Annotated in this window: 13 protein-coding genes; 8 read left to right on the top strand and 5 right to left on the bottom strand. The window is 62.3% G+C overall.

From position 1 onward, the window contains the following. The first annotated feature begins 112 nt into the window (after nucleotides 1–112). The 3 genes from ACSQ84_RS17840 to ACSQ84_RS17830 all read left to right on the top strand — a co-directional run bounded on the left by ACSQ84_RS17840 (nucleotide 113) and on the right by ACSQ84_RS17830 (nucleotide 4,776). Nucleotides 113–1,318 carry a hypothetical protein gene (locus tag ACSQ84_RS17840; RefSeq protein WP_436212980.1) on the top strand — a complete coding sequence of 402 codons (1,206 nt, stop codon included), beginning with the start codon at nucleotides 113–115 and terminating at the stop codon, nucleotides 1,316–1,318. A 135-nt stretch (nucleotides 1,319–1,453) separates the two neighbouring features. Continuing rightward, the gene (locus tag ACSQ84_RS17835; protein WP_436212979.1) at nucleotides 1,454–2,992 is read left to right on the top strand and encodes a phytoene desaturase family protein; all 1,539 of its coding nucleotides are present in this window, start codon (nucleotides 1,454–1,456) and stop codon (nucleotides 2,990–2,992) included. A gap of 89 nt (nucleotides 2,993–3,081) precedes the next feature. Continuing rightward, entirely contained in the window at nucleotides 3,082–4,776 is a 1,695-nt protein-coding gene (locus tag ACSQ84_RS17830; RefSeq protein ID WP_436212978.1) for a GMC family oxidoreductase, read from the top strand. A 1,183-nt stretch (nucleotides 4,777–5,959) separates the two neighbouring features. On the opposite strand, the gene ACSQ84_RS17825 is transcribed toward ACSQ84_RS17830, so the two are convergent. Beyond that, a complete protein-coding gene (locus ACSQ84_RS17825) occupies nucleotides 5,960–6,532 on the bottom strand; it encodes a hypothetical protein (protein ID WP_436212977.1) in 573 nt (190 codons plus the stop codon). A gap of 451 nt (nucleotides 6,533–6,983) precedes the next feature. Between ACSQ84_RS17825 and ACSQ84_RS17820 the strand changes: the two genes are divergently transcribed. Then, complete coding sequence (locus tag ACSQ84_RS17820; RefSeq protein ID WP_436212976.1) at nucleotides 6,984–7,469, top strand: YHS domain-containing (seleno)protein; 486 nt, start codon at nucleotides 6,984–6,986, stop codon at nucleotides 7,467–7,469. 5 nt (nucleotides 7,470–7,474) lie between these two features. On the opposite strand, the gene ACSQ84_RS17815 is transcribed toward ACSQ84_RS17820, so the two are convergent. The 3 genes from ACSQ84_RS17815 to ACSQ84_RS17805 all read right to left on the bottom strand — a co-directional run bounded on the left by ACSQ84_RS17815 (nucleotide 7,475) and on the right by ACSQ84_RS17805 (nucleotide 11,812). Next, nucleotides 7,475–9,361, bottom strand: a complete 1,887-nt coding sequence (locus tag ACSQ84_RS17815) for an adenylate/guanylate cyclase domain-containing protein (RefSeq protein WP_436212975.1) — start codon at nucleotides 9,359–9,361, stop codon at nucleotides 7,475–7,477. Nucleotides 9,362–9,650: 289 nt separating this feature from the next. Next, nucleotides 9,651–10,811: a mandelate racemase/muconate lactonizing enzyme family protein gene (locus ACSQ84_RS17810; protein WP_436212974.1), complete on the bottom strand. Its 1,161-nt coding sequence runs from the start codon at nucleotides 10,809–10,811 to the stop codon at nucleotides 9,651–9,653. A gap of 38 nt (nucleotides 10,812–10,849) precedes the next feature. Beyond that, nucleotides 10,850–11,812, bottom strand: coding sequence for a tripartite tricarboxylate transporter substrate-binding protein (locus ACSQ84_RS17805; protein WP_436212973.1), 963 nt, complete (start codon nucleotides 11,810–11,812; stop codon nucleotides 10,850–10,852). A gap of 151 nt (nucleotides 11,813–11,963) precedes the next feature. Between ACSQ84_RS17805 and ACSQ84_RS17800 the strand changes: the two genes are divergently transcribed. Then, complete coding sequence (locus ACSQ84_RS17800; protein ID WP_436212972.1) at nucleotides 11,964–12,860, top strand: LysR substrate-binding domain-containing protein; 897 nt, start codon at nucleotides 11,964–11,966, stop codon at nucleotides 12,858–12,860. A 71-nt stretch (nucleotides 12,861–12,931) separates the two neighbouring features. On the opposite strand, the gene ACSQ84_RS17795 is transcribed toward ACSQ84_RS17800, so the two are convergent. Continuing rightward, nucleotides 12,932–13,888, bottom strand: coding sequence for a tetratricopeptide repeat protein (locus ACSQ84_RS17795; RefSeq protein ID WP_436212971.1), 957 nt, complete (start codon nucleotides 13,886–13,888; stop codon nucleotides 12,932–12,934). 167 nt (nucleotides 13,889–14,055) lie between these two features. Between ACSQ84_RS17795 and ACSQ84_RS17790 the strand changes: the two genes are divergently transcribed. The 3 genes from ACSQ84_RS17790 to ACSQ84_RS17780 all read left to right on the top strand — a co-directional run bounded on the left by ACSQ84_RS17790 (nucleotide 14,056) and on the right by ACSQ84_RS17780 (nucleotide 17,183). Next, the gene (locus ACSQ84_RS17790; RefSeq protein ID WP_436212970.1) at nucleotides 14,056–15,531 is read left to right on the top strand and encodes an amidase; all 1,476 of its coding nucleotides are present in this window, start codon (nucleotides 14,056–14,058) and stop codon (nucleotides 15,529–15,531) included. 53 nt (nucleotides 15,532–15,584) lie between these two features. After that, nucleotides 15,585–16,499: a PaaI family thioesterase gene (locus ACSQ84_RS17785; protein WP_436212969.1), complete on the top strand. Its 915-nt coding sequence runs from the start codon at nucleotides 15,585–15,587 to the stop codon at nucleotides 16,497–16,499. Nucleotides 16,500–16,700: 201 nt separating this feature from the next. Then, nucleotides 16,701–17,183 carry a deoxycytidylate deaminase gene (locus ACSQ84_RS17780; protein WP_436212968.1) on the top strand — a complete coding sequence of 161 codons (483 nt, stop codon included), beginning with the start codon at nucleotides 16,701–16,703 and terminating at the stop codon, nucleotides 17,181–17,183. Nucleotide 17,184 lies beyond the last annotated feature (1 nt).

Below are 17,184 nucleotides of genomic sequence, written 5' to 3'. Positions count from 1 at the left end.
GCTGCCGACGGCAAAATTCGAAGGCCGCCTCCGGGCGGCCTTCTTTTTTTGGCGAAATGACCGGGAGGTTGTTACCTACGACGACGCTGATTCTCTGCCTTGAGGAATTCCCATGCGCGCACTCGTGCTCTGTCTGTTCGGTCTGGTGACGGCCTCCCCGGACCTCGCGCTCGCCCAGATGAAGCTCCCCTCCAAGGCGGCACCGGCGCCCGGCGGCACCGAGTTCAGGTACTTCACCGCGATCGACGGCTTGATGAACGGCAACGCCGACGTCGTCCTCAAGGAGACCCGCCAGGGCAGCACCGTCACCGCGGCCGTGCTCGACGTCTGCTACCCCGTCGAGAAGGGCTCCGACCGCAAGGACCGCTTTGTCGCCAACCTCGCCGTCGCTGGCCAGAACTTGAGCGGCTCGACGCAGAGCCTCGCCGACAAGCTGCCGGTCACCGTCAACCTCGCGCGCAGGCCCACGGGCGACAGCTTCGAATTCCGCGGCCGGATCACCATCGGCCAGACCGTGACGGAAGTGACCTCGACCGACAATTCCGATCTGAGCGAGAAGGAATTTTTGGACAACCAGAGCACCGATGACGGCATCACGCCGGCGCCGAAGGACTTTACCGAGGTGTCGCCGGAATCGATCGGCGTGCGGATCAAGCTGGATGCCGCGCTGGATTTCCTGAAAAGCCTGAAGGGCGAGGCCGTCGAGGTCGGCCTGAACAGCCTCAACATTTCCTGCGACGCGCTGCGCGCGGGCGAGCAGACCATCAACCTCACCGCCGATCCGGAGCGGTCCACGGCGCTGATCGCCAAGGCCAGGTCGACGCCAGGCGTGGTCGCCGCGGGCTGGACCACCGGCAGCTTCGAGATGGATCGCACCATCCGCTTTGCCGCGGCCGACTGGCGCGATGGCGACAAGGTCAACAAGGACAAGATCGCGACCACCGTCTCCAATGTGCTGTCGAAGACGCTCGCGGCCAAGGCGGCAGGTAAGGCATGGAACGCCAACACCGGAAAGCTGACGCTGACCCTCAAGCGGCCGAGCCAGATCTATCCGGCGCTCGGCCTCACCGAGACCGTCGAGGTCAACGCGCTGGTCTCGCCCGATAAACCCGGCGCATCGGACCGGCTGATGCTGTGGATCTCGAACCCGGTGACAACGACCGCCGATGAAGGCACGGGTCCCAAGCTGCAGCTTTCCGAAGGCGCCAGCGGCGAGGAGGAAGGCGGCGAGCCGGAGGATGACAATGGGTCGGTCGACGGGCTCGCCAGGGAATTCAAGGCCCAGCGCTGGGACATCGACAAGGCGGCCTGGAAATAGCTGTTTGCAGCCGCTCCTCATGTGATGCTTTGGACGGCTTCCCACGCACTGCGCCATGCGGTCAGCGCATTTGACATGCTGCAGCCAAGCGGCAAAGAACACCGGTCCGTGCAACGGGTTCGGGGTCCACGCTGAATGGCGCGCTATGATGTCGTGATTGTCGGCGCCGGCCTTGGCGGCCTCACCGCCGGAGCGATCCTGGCGCGCGCCGGCCGCAAGGTGCTGGTGGTCGAGCGCAGCAATTCGGTCGGCGGTGCGGCGTCGAGCTACAAATCCGGCGAGCTGTTTGTCGAGGGATCGCTGCACGAGACCAGCGACCCGCACGACCCGCGCGACCCCAAGCATGACGTGCTGACCCGTGCCGGCGTGATCGACGCCGTCAAATGGATTCCATCCGGCGCGTTTTACCAGGCGCGCGGCGGCCCGCTTGATCAGCCGTTCCTGATGCCCGATGATTTCGACGCGGCACGGCACGCCCTGATCGAGCGCTTCCCGGAGGCCCGCCGCGGCATCGAGCAGTTGCTCGGCGAGATGGCGCAGATCGCCTCGGCGATGGCCACGATCTCGCAAGGCAGGGCGGCGCTGAAACATCCGCGGCAGGCGTTGCGCGCGCTGTCCGGCCTGATCCCGATCGTGCGCGACTGGCCGTTGTCGCTTTCGAAAAAGCTCGACCGCGTATTCGGCGACAACGAAGCCGTCAAATGCGCCCTCGCCGCCAACCTGTCCTATTTCCACGACGACCCGACCACCTTGTGGTGGATCTATTTCGCGATGGCGCAGGGCAGCTATCTGCAGAGCGGCGGCCGCTACGTGCAGGGCGGCTCGCAGCGGCTCTCCAGCGCGCTGGCGCGCGCCATCAAGGTGGCCGGCGGCGAAGTGCTGGTGCGCCGCGCCGTCAGCGCCATTGCGCTCGGCGATGACACCAAGTCCATCACCCACACCGCCAAGGACGGCAGCGATCCCATCAACGTGCAATGCACGCGGATCATCGGCAACGCCGCGCCCGCGGCGCTCGAACCCCTGATGCAGGCCGATGCCGCCGAACAATTGAGCCAGGGTTACGCCCGGCAGGCGCCCTCGGCGTCGCTGTTCGCGCTGACACTGGGGCTGAACAAGCCGCCGCGCGAATTCGGCATCGCCGCCTACTCCACGCAATTGCTGCCGCCCTGGATGCAGCGGTTGACCGACTACGCGCAAGGCGCCGCGCTGATGGCGGAAGAGCCCGGCGAGCGCATGCCGCCGATGTCGGTGGTGGATTATGCCGCGATCGATTCCGGCGTGCCGGCGCCGCCCTATGTGCTGTCGGTGCTCGGCCCCGATCTGCTGTCGAACTGGGACGCCTCCGACATGGACGCCTATCGCGAGAAGCGCGGACGCTGGCAGGAGGCGATCGTGCGCTATCTCTCCTCGATTTATCCGGGGCTTGGCGAGGCCGTCGTCGCGTCCTCGTTCAACAGCGCGCTGTCGGTGCGGCAATATCTCAACGCGCCCGACGGCGCGGTTTACGGCTTCGCGCCGACCCCGCCGCCCACGATCTGGAGCAATCCGTTCCGCTCGCCGCGCACGGCGGTATCCGGGTTTTACCTGGCATCCGCCTATGCCGGCTTCGGCGGCTACACCGGCGTCGTGCAATCTGCCGGTGTCTGCGCCGACATGATTTTGCGCGAGGGCTGACCGGGCCGAGGTGACCCCAAACCGGAGCTGCGCTAGCTTGCCGGCAACAACAAGATCAACAACAAGACCAAAAACAGAGGGAATGCCAAGTGTATGACACGATCATCGTAGGCGGCGGTTCGGCAGGTTCTGTGATGGCGCATCGGCTGTCGGCGAAAAGCGCGAGCAAGGTTCTGCTGTGCGAGGCCGGCCAGGACACCCCGCCCGGCAACGAGCCGGCCGAGATCAGGGATAGCTATCCAGGCACGGCCTATTTCGATCCGCGCTTCCACTGGACCGAGCTCAAGGTCACGACGCAAATCGTCAGCCACAACAATCCCAACGAGGGGCGTCCGCCACTGCGCAAATATGAGCAGGCGCGCGTGCTGGGCGGCGGCTCGTCGATCAACGGCCAGATGGCCAACCGCGGCGCACCGACCGACTACGATGAATGGGACGCGCGGGGCGCCACCGGATGGAGCTGGAAGGACGTGCTGCCGTACTTCAAGAAAGTCGAGCGCGACCTTGATTTCGACGGACCGTTCCACGGCAAGGACGGCCGTATCCCGGTCCGCCGGATCCCGAAGGAGCACTGGACGCGGCATTCGCAGGCATTCGCGGAAGCCTTCCAGCAGGCTGGTCATCAATTCCTGCCGGACCAGAACGGCGAGTTCGTCGACGGCTATTTTCCCGTGACGCATTCCAACCAGGCCGAGCAACGCGTCTCGGCCGCGATGGGCTATCTCGACCGCGAAACCCGCAAGCGCGCCAACCTCACGATCTCCACCAACACGCGGGTTAAGGAATTGCTGTTCGAGGGCACGCAGTGCGTCGGCGTGAAGGCTGTCGTCGACGGCCGTGAGCAGGAATTCCGCGGCCGCGAGGTCATTCTCTCCAGCGGCGCCATCCATTCGCCGGCGCATCTGCTGCGCGCCGGCATCGGCCCGGTCGGTCACCTCAAGGACATGGGCATTCCCGTCCTGATGGGGCTCGAAGGCGTCGGCCAGCGCCTGATGGACCATCCCTCGATTTCGCTGTCGTCCTTCGTCCGCCGCGGCGCGCGCATGAACGAGCATACCCGGCGTCACATGCAGGTCGGCTTGCGCTATTCGTCCGGCCTGCCCGGCGTGCCGAAGGGCGACATGTTCGTCGTGGTGCTCAGCAAATCGGCCTGGCATGCGGTCGGCGCGCAAATCGGCTCGGCCCTGACGTTCGTCAACAAGACCTATTCCGAGACCGGACAGATCAAACTCGCCTCGCGCGATCCGGCCGCCGAACCGATCGTCGAGTTCAACCTGTTGTCCGACCGGCGCGACCTCGACCGCCTGATGAGTGGCTTTCGTAAAATGGCGGCGATTCAAATGAGCGAATCCGTTCGCGCGGTCACCGACAAGCCGTTCCCGGCCTCCTATACCGACCGCGTGCGCAAGATCGGCGTCGTCAATACCACGAACAGGATCCTTACCTCGATCGCCGCCGCCTTGATGGACGGTCCGGCAGCGCTGCGCCATTACATGATCGACAATTTCGTGGTCGAAGGTTTTACGTTCGACGACGTGATCAATGACGACGAGGCGCTGGAGGCCTTTGTGCGCAAGGCCACCATCGGCGTGTGGCACGCCTCGTGCTCCTGCCGCATGGGCCGGGACAACGATCCAATGGCGGTGGTCGATGCCCAAGGCCGCGTCAGGGGCGTGCAGGGCCTGCGCGTGGTCGACGCCTCGATCTTCCCCGTTGTGCCCTGCGCCAACACCAATTTTCCGGTCCTGATGACGGCGGAGAAGATTGCCGACAGCATGCAGTGAATCCGGGTTGATGCCTGCGCCGACATAATCTTGTGCGAGGAGTGAAACGCGCCAAGTCGTCATTGCGAGCGAAGCGAAGCAATCTGGCCGCACGCCTGATCTCAAATCCGTCATCCTGAGGTGCGCGCTCTTGCGCGCCTCGAAGGACGACGGCCCGGCCTGTGGCCGATTCATCCTTCGAGGCTCGCCGAAGGGGCTCGCACCTCAGGATGACGGGGACGCACCTTCGCGTTCTCGCGGCACGATCTGCCCGAGGCTTGCTGAAATTCAGCGCCCTCTCAATCCAGAGGGCGCAGGGAATGCCGGATGCGCGCTGCACCCGCGATCTCGTGTGCGGTTTGCACAAAATAAAGTGCACACGAGCATACAGGGCAGCGGAGAACATCCGACATTCCCTGCGCAATGGCTTTACGGCTTATAGCGAGCTCTCCCCGGAGAACGGCTCTTTTGCCTCCGTTGCGCCCTGAGAAGCAGTTGCCTCCAGGTGCATTGACGCCAGCACCGCGACGTCAGGACCACACGCCTTTGCCGTACGCTCTCGTGCCGTTCGTTATCGGCACTACCAGCGTCCACCGCGACCCGTCCCAACGATCGTGACGATCATGATACGCCCCTCTGGCGGGACGGGATAGGCGAAGATATAAACCGGTTTTCATTTCTGGAAAGGCGAAATATTTTTTATTTTGGGGCTTGACACGATTTACGACAATCAGAAGTGATTTGCCCGTCGGGCTGATTTGTCGCGACCCGAACCTCAAGATTGTGCTTGCACGCGAGGCTGCGCACGCCGCACACGGGTCTTGGAGACATGGACTTCAAGCGTCCAAGGCGGCCGCTTTCGGATAGACCAAGTCATCCACAAACGTTGTGACGTCTCAAATACGGCATGTAGAAACGGACTACGATTGCTTTGATAGCTGGCGCTTTTCGGACCTGCCGACATGGCGTCGATGTCTGTTCCCGAGGGTAGAACGGACATCCCTGTCATGAAGACCAACTTCCGAAAATGACCCAAAGCGGAAATGACAGCACCGTTTGGTCTTTGGCACTCGACCCAGAACGCGCTACCGCCTATGGAAATGAGTTCTCTATTCAGCTCGCATAGAAAAGCCCTCAGCTAAATGCGAAGCAGGTATCGGAGGACATGAGCCCACAGACCTAATTGCATCGCCAGATATCGAATTCAGTATGGTGGGACCCCACACGATGAAACGGATGCCTCCTGTACTTTCCGGATACAACGGACCCAGTGCTTTCCTGTAGCGCGGGCCAGCGAGGCTCCCGATGATCCAGGCTCGCGTGGCCAAGGCATAAACATCCAAAGCCTATTAACATCCAGCGCGTAGTTGAAGGAGATTGCTGGGGAGATTGTTGGGTCGCTGCTCGCGGCTTTGACGTAGGGGTCGGATGCACCGCGGTCGATGTGAGTGCCGTTCGTGTTCCGGTATTCTGCGCCGACTGCCCGAAGCGTGGCGTGCATGATCGCGAGCCGTGAGTAGGCGTTTGTTTCGCCTCGGCTCAAGCTATCAAACAAATCATCAAGCTTTAGGGCAAAGGCTTCGTCGGCCAGCAATAGCGATGGTGTCGGAAACGGTAGCAGCGCCTTAGCGCGAGCTAGATAAGCACGATATTCGGCATTCGACACCGGCCCAAAATTGCAATTGTCTTGTTCGGCATGCCGATTTAGCAGAGGTGCATAGTTAGCAATAACGACCGCGACGATGACGATAAGACAATTTCTTAGCTTATGCGTCATCGCAAGCGGCTCTGGCCCCAAAGCAAACGCTAGACGTCACATGTAAAGGTTGCAAATTCGCTAACTTGTCTCTCTACGCCGGTACGTGAGCAAAGTCGCTCCATTTCCGTTCCTGGCACTTTTCGGACCTGACAGACTTGTCTGACAACTTCCGTTCTTGAGCGCAAAGCCGACCTCCGGGTCGAGCAGGTGGACTTCTCAGTTTGACCCGAAGCGGAAGTCGTAGTTCACCACGACCTTGGGCCGGGAAGGATCCAAATGCGTTTCAACCGCCATCGCGTGTATTCAAACCACCGCAGCTAACAATAATTGATGGCGTCGCAGGTCAGTTGTGCCTACCCGGCGCGGCGGCAGCGCAGGCGGCTGTGCAGTAGGTTCGGTCCTTTAAAAGGCTATTCCGCGTTTCAGCCGTGTGCTAAAATTGGGAGCGGTACAGGGAAAGGGAGCAGCAATGAAGCTCAGAAAATCCTTGATGCTGGCAGGCCTTGCCGCGGCGATTTTTTTCGGGTGGAACGCGGTTACGCAGGCTGGCGAGTCCCGTATTGCTCTTAAAGGCTATGACCCGGTGGCCTATTTCACTGACGAGCGTCCGATCGTCGGCGACCCGCAATATCAGTACGATTGGGACGGAGCGGTTTACCGATTTGCATCCGCCCAGCATCTCGCCCTGTTCAAGGCCGACCCCGATCGCTATCTGCCGCAATACAACAACTGGTGCGCCGCGTCGGTGGCGAGAGGCGAGAAGGTGTACGGGAATCCGGAATGGTGGCTTGTGGTCGACGGCCGCCTTTATCTGTTCGGAAGGCCGATCGGTCCCGGTCTGATGAGCAAAGATGCGGGCATGAAAAGCCGGGCCGACGAGAACTGGCCGAGGGTTTCAAGCTTGCCGACTCCACCGCTGCCGGACTACATGCGTGGCGCGAGCCAATCGCAATAGCCGGGCTACAAGCCGGCCGCTTTCAGCCCCTCCCGCAAATACTCGGGATGAGAAGGGTCTTTGAAGCGCGAGCCCAGCTTGTCCAAATCGAGAAATGGCACGCGGCGGCGGAGCACCTCGACATAGCGCGCGGCTTGCTCCATGCGACCGAGTTGGGCAGCAGCCGCAGCAGCCGGGACATTGAACATGGGAAAATCGGGATAGCGCGCAAGGCCGCGCTCGGCGATGCGGAGCGCATCCTCGTGGCGACGCGCGAGATAATAGGCGACCGCCAGATCGAACACGAGTTTCGGTTCGAGCATGGGATCGAGCTTGAGGGCAAGCTGGAGCGATTCGGTCGCTCCGCCGACCTCGCCCGAGAAGGACTGCACTGACCCCCATACCGCCAGGGCGTGGGCGTCGCTCGGGTTGATTTCAATCGCCCGCTTCAGCGCGTCCTTCGCTTGATCGTATTCGGTGCGCGCAAGAAGAATATAGCCGAGTGCACGATAACCGTCGGGCTCGTTGGGGGCCAGCGTGATCGCTTTGCGTGCTTCTGCCGCGCCTCGCGCGAGCTCCTGATCGGGGAATTCCGTCCAGCCCAGAACCGCCATCGAGAAGAGCGCTTCCGCCAGCAGGGCCCGTGCCGCAGCATAATTCGGGTCCAACTCTATCGCCTTCGTGATCAGCTCGCGAAACTGGCGGTTCGTGGTCCGCGAACTTCCATGGCCGATCGCCCTCGCACGCAAAACCAGATCAAAGGCCGTCGGATTGGGCCTCGGTTGATCGAGCTGCCGCCGGCCTTCGATTAGCGCGACATTGGCGGCAAGGGTGCCCGCGATCCGGCGGGCGATCGAGTCCTGAAACTCGAAAATATCGGCGAGCTCGCCGTCGAAATGATTGGTCCACATCACTGTGCCGACTCGTGATTCGGTCAATTCCGCAGCAATACGCACGCGTGTACCCGAGCGCCTCACACTTCCCCCAACCAGATAGTTCGCGCCCAGCTCGGAAACGATCTCTTCACGCGTGGCCGGCCGCTTCTTATAGGGCAATACGGCATTTCGTCCGATCACCCGCAACGTGTTGAAACGGCCGAGAGCGCTGATGATTTCCTCGGTTACACCGTCGGCGAAATACTCCTGGCCTTCGTCGCCGGTTTGATTGGCAAAGGGCAGCACGGCAATGACCGGCATCGCGCTCGACGCGATCGGTTTTGCCGGGTCGGCACTCTGCGATACATCGTGTGGCGCGCGAGACAAACTGAACCATGTGATCACCGCTAAAGCGATCGCGGCCGTTATCGCCACCCCCACCGATGCCCACACCAACGATCGTCGTCTCGGTTGAGCGAGCGACGCTGCCGGTTCGACCGCTGCCGCCACGGACGGCTCGATGCGATACACCCTGATAGGGTTCGAAATGTTCTTAAGTTTCTGCTCCCCGGCGTCGGTGATGGGAATTTCCAGCTTACCCCGTACTTGTCGGTATGCATCTTCGGACAGGCAGATACCACCCGGCGGCGCAATCTGCTCCAGCCGTGCCGCGATGTTGACCCCATCGCCGAACACGTCGCCTTTCTCGACAATGACGTCTCCGAGATTGACCCCGATGCGGAATTCAATGCGGACGTCGGCAGCAATGTTCTTGTTGCGCCGTGCCATTCCGCTCTGTATCGCCACGGCACAGGAGACCGCTTCCACAATCGACGGGAACGAAAGCAATAAGCCGTCCCCAGTGGTCTTAACGATGTGTCCCTTGTGAGCGGCAATAAGTGGATCGATCAGCGCCAGGCGATGTGCTTTCAACGCCGCCAACGTGCCTTTCTCGTTCACGCCCATCAGACGCGAGTAACCCACCACGTCGGCGGCGACGATCGCAGCGAGATGACGCTCGATAAGGCCCGTAGACACAGTCGAGAGATCCCTACCGGTCTTGAATAATCCGTCACCTTAGCTCCATTCGGTCCCGCGCGGCGGGAGCAAATAGCCGCAGAGGCCGTGCTATCAGGTAAATATCTTGGTCAATATAGGGCATCAGTCGGGCGCGGATGATGACCGCTTCTGGCACTTTTCGGACCTGACAGGCTTGTCTGACAACTTCCGTCATTGAGGCAAAGCCGACCTCCGGGTTGAGCAGGTGGACTTCTAAGTTTGACCCGAAGCGGACCAAGGGCGCGGGCTCCATATTTCGCGGGGCTCCTTACGACGCTAGGCTTCGCATTTCGGTAATCAGGTCGGACTTGCCTTCGAAGCCGATGCCTGGAAGCTCCGGCATGGTGATATGCCCGGCTTCCACCCGTACCCCATCGGGGAATCCGCCATACGGTTGGAACAGATCGGGATATGATTCATTACCGCCGAGCCCGAGCCCCGCTGCGATGTTGAGCGACATTTGGTGTCCGCCGTGTGGAATGCAGCGGCTCCACGACCAGCCGTAGCTCTTCAACATTTCCAGCGTGCGCAAATACTCGACCAGCCCGTAGCTCAGCGCGCAGTCGAACTGCAGCCAGTCCCGATCGGGCCGCATGCCGCCGTAGCGGATCAGGTTGCGGGCATCCTGCATCGAGAACAGGTTTTCGCCGGTGGCCATCGGGCCGGGGTAGTGCTCGGCCAGCTTCGCTTGCAGCTCATAATCCAGCGGATCGCCGGCTTCCTCGTACCAGAACAGATCGTATTGGCGCAGCGCCTTCGCATAAGCCACCGCCGTATCGAGATCGAAGCGGCCGTTGGCGTCGACGGCGAGCTTGCAGCCCGCAGGCAGCATTTTCAAAACGGTTTCGATGCGCTTGCAGTCGTCAGCCAGCGGCGCACCGCCGATCTTCATCTTCACGACCGTGTAGCCGCGGTCGAGATATCCTTGCATCTCCGCTGCCAGGCCTTCGAGGCCCTTGCCTGGATAGTAGTAACCGCCGGCCGCATAGACGAAGACACGCGGGTTGGCCTGCACGTTGGCGCGTTCCGCCAGGAGTCGAAACAGCGGCTTGCCCGCAATCTTGGCGACGGCGTCCCACACCGCCATATCGATCGTCCCGATGGCGACCGAACGCTCGCCATGGCCGCCCGGCTTCTCGTTGGTGAACATGGCCGCCCAGATTTTGCCGGGATCCAGAAGGCCAGCTTCGTCAAGCAGGCTGTCCGGCGCAGCCGTCAGCACGCGCGGCGCGAAACGCTCGCGGATCAACCCTCCCTGCCCGTAGCGACCGTTCGAGTTGAAACCGTAGCCGATGACCGGCCGGCCATCGCGGATGACGTCGGTGACCACGGCAACCAGACTCAGCGTCATCTTCGAAAAGTCGATGAAGGCGTTGGCGATGGGAGAAGATATCGGAGCGGTACGCTCCCGGATGTCGACAATGCGCATGAGAAGGATGTCCGTATCGGAGGATGGAGGGCGGAAGCTTAATCGGCGTATTGGCCGGCTGCGGTGATCATCGGACGCCAGCGGTCAATCTCGCTCTTCAGCGTTTCACGAAGGATTTGCGGCGTTGCCTTGTCCGGCGTCGGATCGGTCGCGATATCCGCGAACCTGCTGGCCAGCGCCGGACTTTTGAGCGCTTCGGCCAGGGCTTTGGTTAGCACCTGCACGACAGGATCGGGCGTTTTCGCCGGCACATAGATACCGTGCCAAACGCTGATCTCCATGCCAGTCAGGCCGGCCTCGGCCGCGGTGGGTACGTTAGGCATCGATGGCAGCCGCCTTGCGCTGGTGACGGCGTAAGACTTCACGCTGTTGGCCTGAACCAGCGGCGCGGCGGTCGTGGCCTGTTCGCAGCCAAGATCTATCTGCTTCCCCATCAGCGCCTGAAGAACCGGGCCGCCTCCGCGGAATGGAACGACATTCATCTGCTTCTGAACAGCCGCCATGAACAGCATGCCGCAAAGCTGCGACGCCGCACCCAGGCCCGAATGCGCGAAGGTGACGTAATCGCCTCTAGCCTTGATGTCTGCAATGACTTCGGCCAGCGTATTCGGGGCGTAGTCCGGGCGCGCAATGATGGCCATGTTGGCATCGGACACGACGCCGACCGGCTTCAGGTCGGTGGTCGGATCGAACGGAAGCTTCCGATACAGCGTGACGGCTGTGGCCAGTCCGAGATGATGAAGTAGCAGCGTATAGCCGTCAGGCTCGGCACGGACGACCCGATTGCTGCCCAGCGTGCCGCCCGCGCCGGCGACGTTCTCGACAATCACCTGCTGCCCGAGCAGACGGCCCATGTTCTCGGCCGTCACGCGCGCCACGGTGTCGGTAGGGCCTCCGGCGGCAAAAGGCACGATCATGGTGATGGGGCGCTTGGGGTAATCCTGGGCGATCGCCGCAGACGCCGTCAGGAACAGCAACGAAGCACACACAACCGCACGCATGAAACATCTCCCAGGATCATTCTTTGCTCCAGGCAATGTAGAGGAATATCAGCCATCTCAGAATTGGTATATTTTCACTTCAGCTATTCCCATATAAGATGCCTGAAATCCGACGGCAGGACAGGTCATGCGAAATTTCGATCCGGTTTCGTTGCGGCTGTTCATCGCGGTCTGCGAGGAACGCAACATCGCTGTCGCCGCCCGGCGCGAGGCGATCGTGCCGTCCGCGGTGAGCAAGCGCATCAGCCAGATGGAGGAAGCCGCAGGCGTCGCCTTGCTCGAACGCGGCAGGCGCGGCGTTGCGGTGACGGCGGCGGGGGAGGTGCTGTGCCGCTATGCGCGGGAATCGCTGCAATTGCTCGACCGCATGCAGGCAGAACTGGGAGCGTTTGCCGAGGGAGTGCAAGGTCACGTGCGTGTCTTCGGCAGTAAATCGGCGGTGGCGCAATTCCTGCCGGAAGATATCAGCCGGTTCGCGCAACGCTATCTCGACGTACGCGTCAGCCTGGAGGAGCGCGAAATCTGGGAAGTGGTGCGCGGCGTCGAGGAAGGGCGCGCCGATATCGGCGTGTGCTGGGACGCCGTCGACATGCGCGGCCTGCGGACCTTGCCCTACCACCGCGACCATCTTGCGGTCGTCGTCCATCCCGCCCATCCATTGGCGAGAAAACGTTCGGTCTCCTTTGTCGACACCATTGACTACGAGCATGTCGACATCGCCGCTCGCAGCATCATGCAGACGACCCAGCGCAGTGCTGCGGCCGCCGCCGGCAAGCAGATGCGCTACCGCATCCAGGTCTCGACCGTGGACGCCGCTTGCCGGATCGTGGCGGCCCAGTTGGCAGTGGCGATTGTACCCGCCGAGGAGGCGAGCGCGATTCAGCAGGCGCTGGGGCTCAAGGTGATTCCCCTGACCGACAAATGGGCCAAGCGGCAGTTCGTCGTTTTAATGCGTGAGAAAGGCCTGAGCCTGCCGGCGCAATTGCTGGTTCAGAGTCTGTCTTCTTCCGAAGGAATTCAACCGCGTCGATCGGGTCGCTCCAAATAGTCTCGTATCGCGCACGCCGTTCGGAGCACATTCCAACGAGACCCATCCGGCTGTCGCTGCGGCCAAATTATTCAGGCAGGCGACCCTGCCTTCGCACGAATGGCCATCGACCGCTTGAGAAGCTCCCTGGCATCGGCGTAGCGGCCCTGATCCTTGTAGAGACCGGCCAGGTTTTCCAGGACACCCGCAAGGTCCGGATGGTTCGGGCCGAGCGTCTTTTCGAAGGTGGTCACTGACCGCTTGTAAAACCGCTCGGCATCGGCGTTACGGCCCCGCCGCGCATAAACGGCAGCCAGATTGTTCAGCGCGTGCGCAACGTCGGGATGGTCGGGACCGAACGCTTTCTCGGTCACAGCCACCGACCGCTTGAGCAGCCGCTCGGCATCGGCATAACGATGCCGGTTGGTGTAGACATCGGCCAGGTTACTCATCAAGACCGTGGCGTTCGGATCGCCCGGACCGTGCGCCTTCTCGAGGATGGCCAGCCCGCGCTTGAACAGCGATTCGGCCTGGTCGTATCGACGCTGGTTGCTATAGAGAGCGGCCAGGTTGCTCAGCGCCAGCACGATGTCCGGATCGTCAGGACCGACCGTTTTCTCGCGAATGGCGATCGACCGCTTGAGGAGCGGCTCCGCCTCGGCAAGACGCTCTACCGCGCGGTAGAGTTCGCCGAGATTATTCAGCACGGCTGCAACCTCGGCGTGATTTGGACCGAGCGTCTTCTCCCTGATGGCCAGGGATCGCTTGTACAGCGGCTCGGCAACGGCGAATTGACCCAGATTGTAGTGGATCGTGCCCAGGTCATTCAGCGGCATTGCGACCATCGCATCATCGGGACCAAACTCCTTCTCGCGAATGGCCAGCAACCGCTGGGCCAGCGGAAGCGCCGCCGCGTACTTTCCGACCCGATAGAGTTCCTTGGATTCCTGGTTGAGACGGCTTGCCTCATCCTGCCCGGCGCAGGATGGCACGATGACTGACAGGCTCAGGGCCAGCGCGGTGACCGCAACGCAGATCGATGCTTTCATGGCCTTCATCACATATGCCTCCGTCACGGTTCTTCGCCCTTAGTGTCTTCAGAGGCCAGAGCGGTTCACGCTGCGGGCCACCGCGCGCCGAAAGCGTAATCCGCCATTTGATTGACTTGGCAGGCTGCGAACCTAAAGTTGGTTCCGCAGATAAGGAAATCGACCGCATGACTTTGCCGATGAACTGGAACGAATGGGCGCAGCACGACGGCGTGGCGCTGGCGGAGCGTGTCAGGAAGGGCGAACTGACCGCACAGGAATTGGCCAGCCAGGCGGCCGCGGCGATCGCAAAGGTCGATCCGGCGCTGTCTGCCGTGGTCGAGGTGTTCGAGGACGCGGTCGCCGATCCCGCCAAGGCCGGCGCCAATCTGGCGGGGCCGTTTGCCGGCCTGCCGTTCCTGATGAAGGATCTCGGCCCGACCATGCAGGGGCGGCTGCAGGAAATGGGCTCGCTGCTGATGCGCGGCAATCGCGCCGCATCGGATACCTTCCTGACCGCGAAGATGCGCCAGGCCGGGCTCAACCTGATCGGGCGCACCACCACGCCGGAGTTCGGCGTTTGCAGTTCGGCGGATAATCCCGCCGTCTACGTCACGCGCAACCCGTGGAATACCGACTACACCACCTGCGGATCGTCGGCCGGCAGCGCCGCGATGGTCGCGGCGGGTGCGGTGCCGATCGCGCATGCCACCGACGGCGGCGGTTCGATCCGCATTCCGGCGGGCGTCAACGGCAACATCGGCCTCAAGGTTTCGCGCGGCGTGTTCTCGCTGGCGCCGCATGCGTCTGACTTGACCGGGCTGGTGTCGATCCAGGGCTGCCAGTCGCGCACCGTGCGCGATACCGCCGCCTTCGTCGATGCCTGCCGCGGTCCCGCGCCCGGCGAATTGATGCCGTTCTGGACCGCGCCGGAGCCTTATCAGGAGTTGATCAAGCGCGATCCGGGGCGGCTCAAAATCGCGCTCTCGCACCAATGGGGCGACTACAAAGCGACGCCGCAGATCGCGTCGGAGCTGGAAAAAGCCGGGCGATTTCTCGAAGGCCTCGGCCATCATGTGGAGTACGCGTTGCCCGCGATCGACTATCGCGCCGCCTTCGAGGCCCAGACCATTTGCTACATCAGCAATTTTGCCGTGGTGATCGGCAACATGCTCGCCGCGCGCGGGCTGGAGCGGCCGCCGGCGGAGCTGATCGAGCCGGTCAATATCCGGATCTGGGAAGCCGGCCGGCACACGACATTCGCGGAGCGGGCGCGCATGCAGGCGGTCTTCAACACGACCTCGCGCGGCTTCGGCGCGTTCTTCGAGGAGTGGGACATCATCCTGACGCCGATCACCGCGCTGCCGACGCCGAAGGTCGGCACCACGGAATATCTGACCATCTCCGACAATCCGTCGGTGCTGGACTGGTTCGGCAATCTGTGGCGCAACTTCGCCTTCACGCCGCTCGCCAACCTGTGCGGGATTCCCGCGATCTCGCTGCCGATGGCGCAACATGAGCACGGCCTGCCGCTCGGCATCCAGGCCCAGGCCAGGCAGGCCAATGACGGGCTGCTGCTGCAGCTGGCCGCACAGATCGAGCGCGCGCTCGATGGCAAGTGGAACTCGGGACAAACGCCCAAAGTGCACGCGACCAACGGCTGAGCCGCCGCTGAGCCGTGTTTTGTTTGCACGACAATATGGTCTAAAACATCGGCATGTCCGAGACACCTGAAATCGATACGTCGCTGCCGTTTGACGAACTGGCTGACGCCATCAAAATCCACCGCTCGGTTTATGGGCACATCAGTGGGCTTCGGCTCGACCGCGCCGCGCCCGGCGAAGCCTGGTCGAGCCTGCCCTACCGCCCGGTCTTCGTCGGCGACACCGGGACCGGCGTTCTTCATGGCGGCGTCGTCACCGCCATGCTCGACGAAAGCTGCGGCATGGCGGTCCAGCTCGCGCTCGACGGGACCAGCGCGATCGCAACGCTCGATTTGCGCATCGACTATTTGAAGCCGGCAACGCCAGGCCTCGACATCAGGGCGCATGCGATCTGCTTCCGCGTCACCCGCTCCATCGCCTTCGTGCGCGCGACCGCCTATCAGGAGACCGAGGACGATCCGGTCGCCACCGCGACGGCCTGCTTCATGGTCGGCGCCAACCGCACCAATATGCTGCTGGGCCGATCGTATGAGGATCGCGTGCTGCCGACGCTTGAAGCACCCGAGGATCCGGCCAGTCCCTTTGCGCAAAGTCCGTTCGCGCGCTGTCTCGGCATCCGCGTCGGTGAGGACGGCACGCTGGTGATGCCGTTCTCGCAAAAAATCATCGGCAACCCGATCCTGCCCGCGATCCACGGCGGCATGACCGGCGCCTTTCTCGAAACGGCCGCGATCGTGGGCGTGACGCGCGAACTCGGCGTCTCACTGCCGAAGCCGATCGGCCTCACCATCAACTATTTGCGCTCCGGCCGCGCGCTGGACAGTTACGCCAACGTCTCGATCGTCAAGCAGGGCCGCCGTGTCGTAGCCTTCGAGGCGCAGGCCTGGCAGGACGACCGCACCAAGCCGATCGCCTCGGCGTTCGGGCATTTCATGCTGAGGCCGGCGCCGGGCGCGGACGAAGAATAGGCGTATCCATGCGCGTGGGCTGCAGGCTTGCCCATAACGTAAGCAGTTCTGGCGTCATAAGCGACGATCGCCGGCGTAAATTAATCAGGCGTTTGGCCGGATCGTAACCCATTAACAGGATGTTGATCTCTTATTGTTTCGCTATGCTTGATGCAGGAAAAAGCCGGCGCATGGACCACACTGATTTTTGAGGAAACGATATTGCACGATCCAAAATGGGATGAGCGGTTCATGCTCATGGCGCATCATCTGGCGACCTGGAGTATCGAGAAAGGGCGCCGGGTCGGCGCCGTGATTGTCGGGCCGGATCACGAAATCCGCTCGACCGGCTTCAACGGGCTGCCGCGCGGCGTTCGCGACGACCTCGAGGAGCGCCATTCCCGCATCACCGGCGCCAAATATATCTGGAGCTGCCACGCCGAACAGAATGCGATCTTCAATGCGGCCCGCATTGGGGTCGCACTCAAGGATTGCACGATCTACGTGCCCTGGTTTCCTTGCGTGGAGTGCACCAAGGCCATCATCCAATGCGGCATCACGGGGCTCGTCGCCTACGCGCCGGACCGGCCCAACTCGAACTGGGCCGAGGATTTCACCATCTCGGGCCAGATGCTGAAGGAAGCCAACATCGAAGTCCGGCTGATTCCCCGGCTCGCCGAATTGCCCGACGCTACGGAAGAGTGAG

This window comes from Bradyrhizobium sp. LjRoot220 (genome assembly GCF_964252915.1).
GTDB lineage: Bacteria > Pseudomonadota > Alphaproteobacteria > Rhizobiales > Xanthobacteraceae > Bradyrhizobium.
Note: the sequence above shows the minus strand (reverse complement) of the source record. Positions and strands in the feature narration are given on the sequence as shown.

Excerpts from the sequence above, each read along its gene's own strand:
- ACSQ84_RS17795 (WP_436212971.1), bottom strand. The coding sequence starts at position 13,888 with ATGAAAGCATCGATCTGCGTTGCGGTCACCGCGCTGGCCCTGAGCCTG.
- ACSQ84_RS17825 (WP_436212977.1), bottom strand. The coding sequence starts at position 6,532 with ATGACGCATAAGCTAAGAAATTGTCTTATCGTCATCGTCGCGGTCGTT.
- ACSQ84_RS17840 (WP_436212980.1), top strand. The coding sequence starts at position 113 with ATGCGCGCACTCGTGCTCTGTCTGTTCGGTCTGGTGACGGCCTCCCCG.
- ACSQ84_RS17835 (WP_436212979.1), top strand. The coding sequence starts at position 1,454 with ATGGCGCGCTATGATGTCGTGATTGTCGGCGCCGGCCTTGGCGGCCTC.
- ACSQ84_RS17805 (WP_436212973.1), bottom strand. The coding sequence starts at position 11,812 with ATGCGTGCGGTTGTGTGTGCTTCGTTGCTGTTCCTGACGGCGTCTGCG.
- ACSQ84_RS17810 (WP_436212974.1), bottom strand. The coding sequence starts at position 10,811 with ATGCGCATTGTCGACATCCGGGAGCGTACCGCTCCGATATCTTCTCCC.
- ACSQ84_RS17820 (WP_436212976.1), top strand. The coding sequence starts at position 6,984 with ATGAAGCTCAGAAAATCCTTGATGCTGGCAGGCCTTGCCGCGGCGATT.
- ACSQ84_RS17790 (WP_436212970.1), top strand. The coding sequence starts at position 14,056 with ATGACTTTGCCGATGAACTGGAACGAATGGGCGCAGCACGACGGCGTG.
- ACSQ84_RS17785 (WP_436212969.1), top strand. The coding sequence starts at position 15,585 with ATGTCCGAGACACCTGAAATCGATACGTCGCTGCCGTTTGACGAACTG.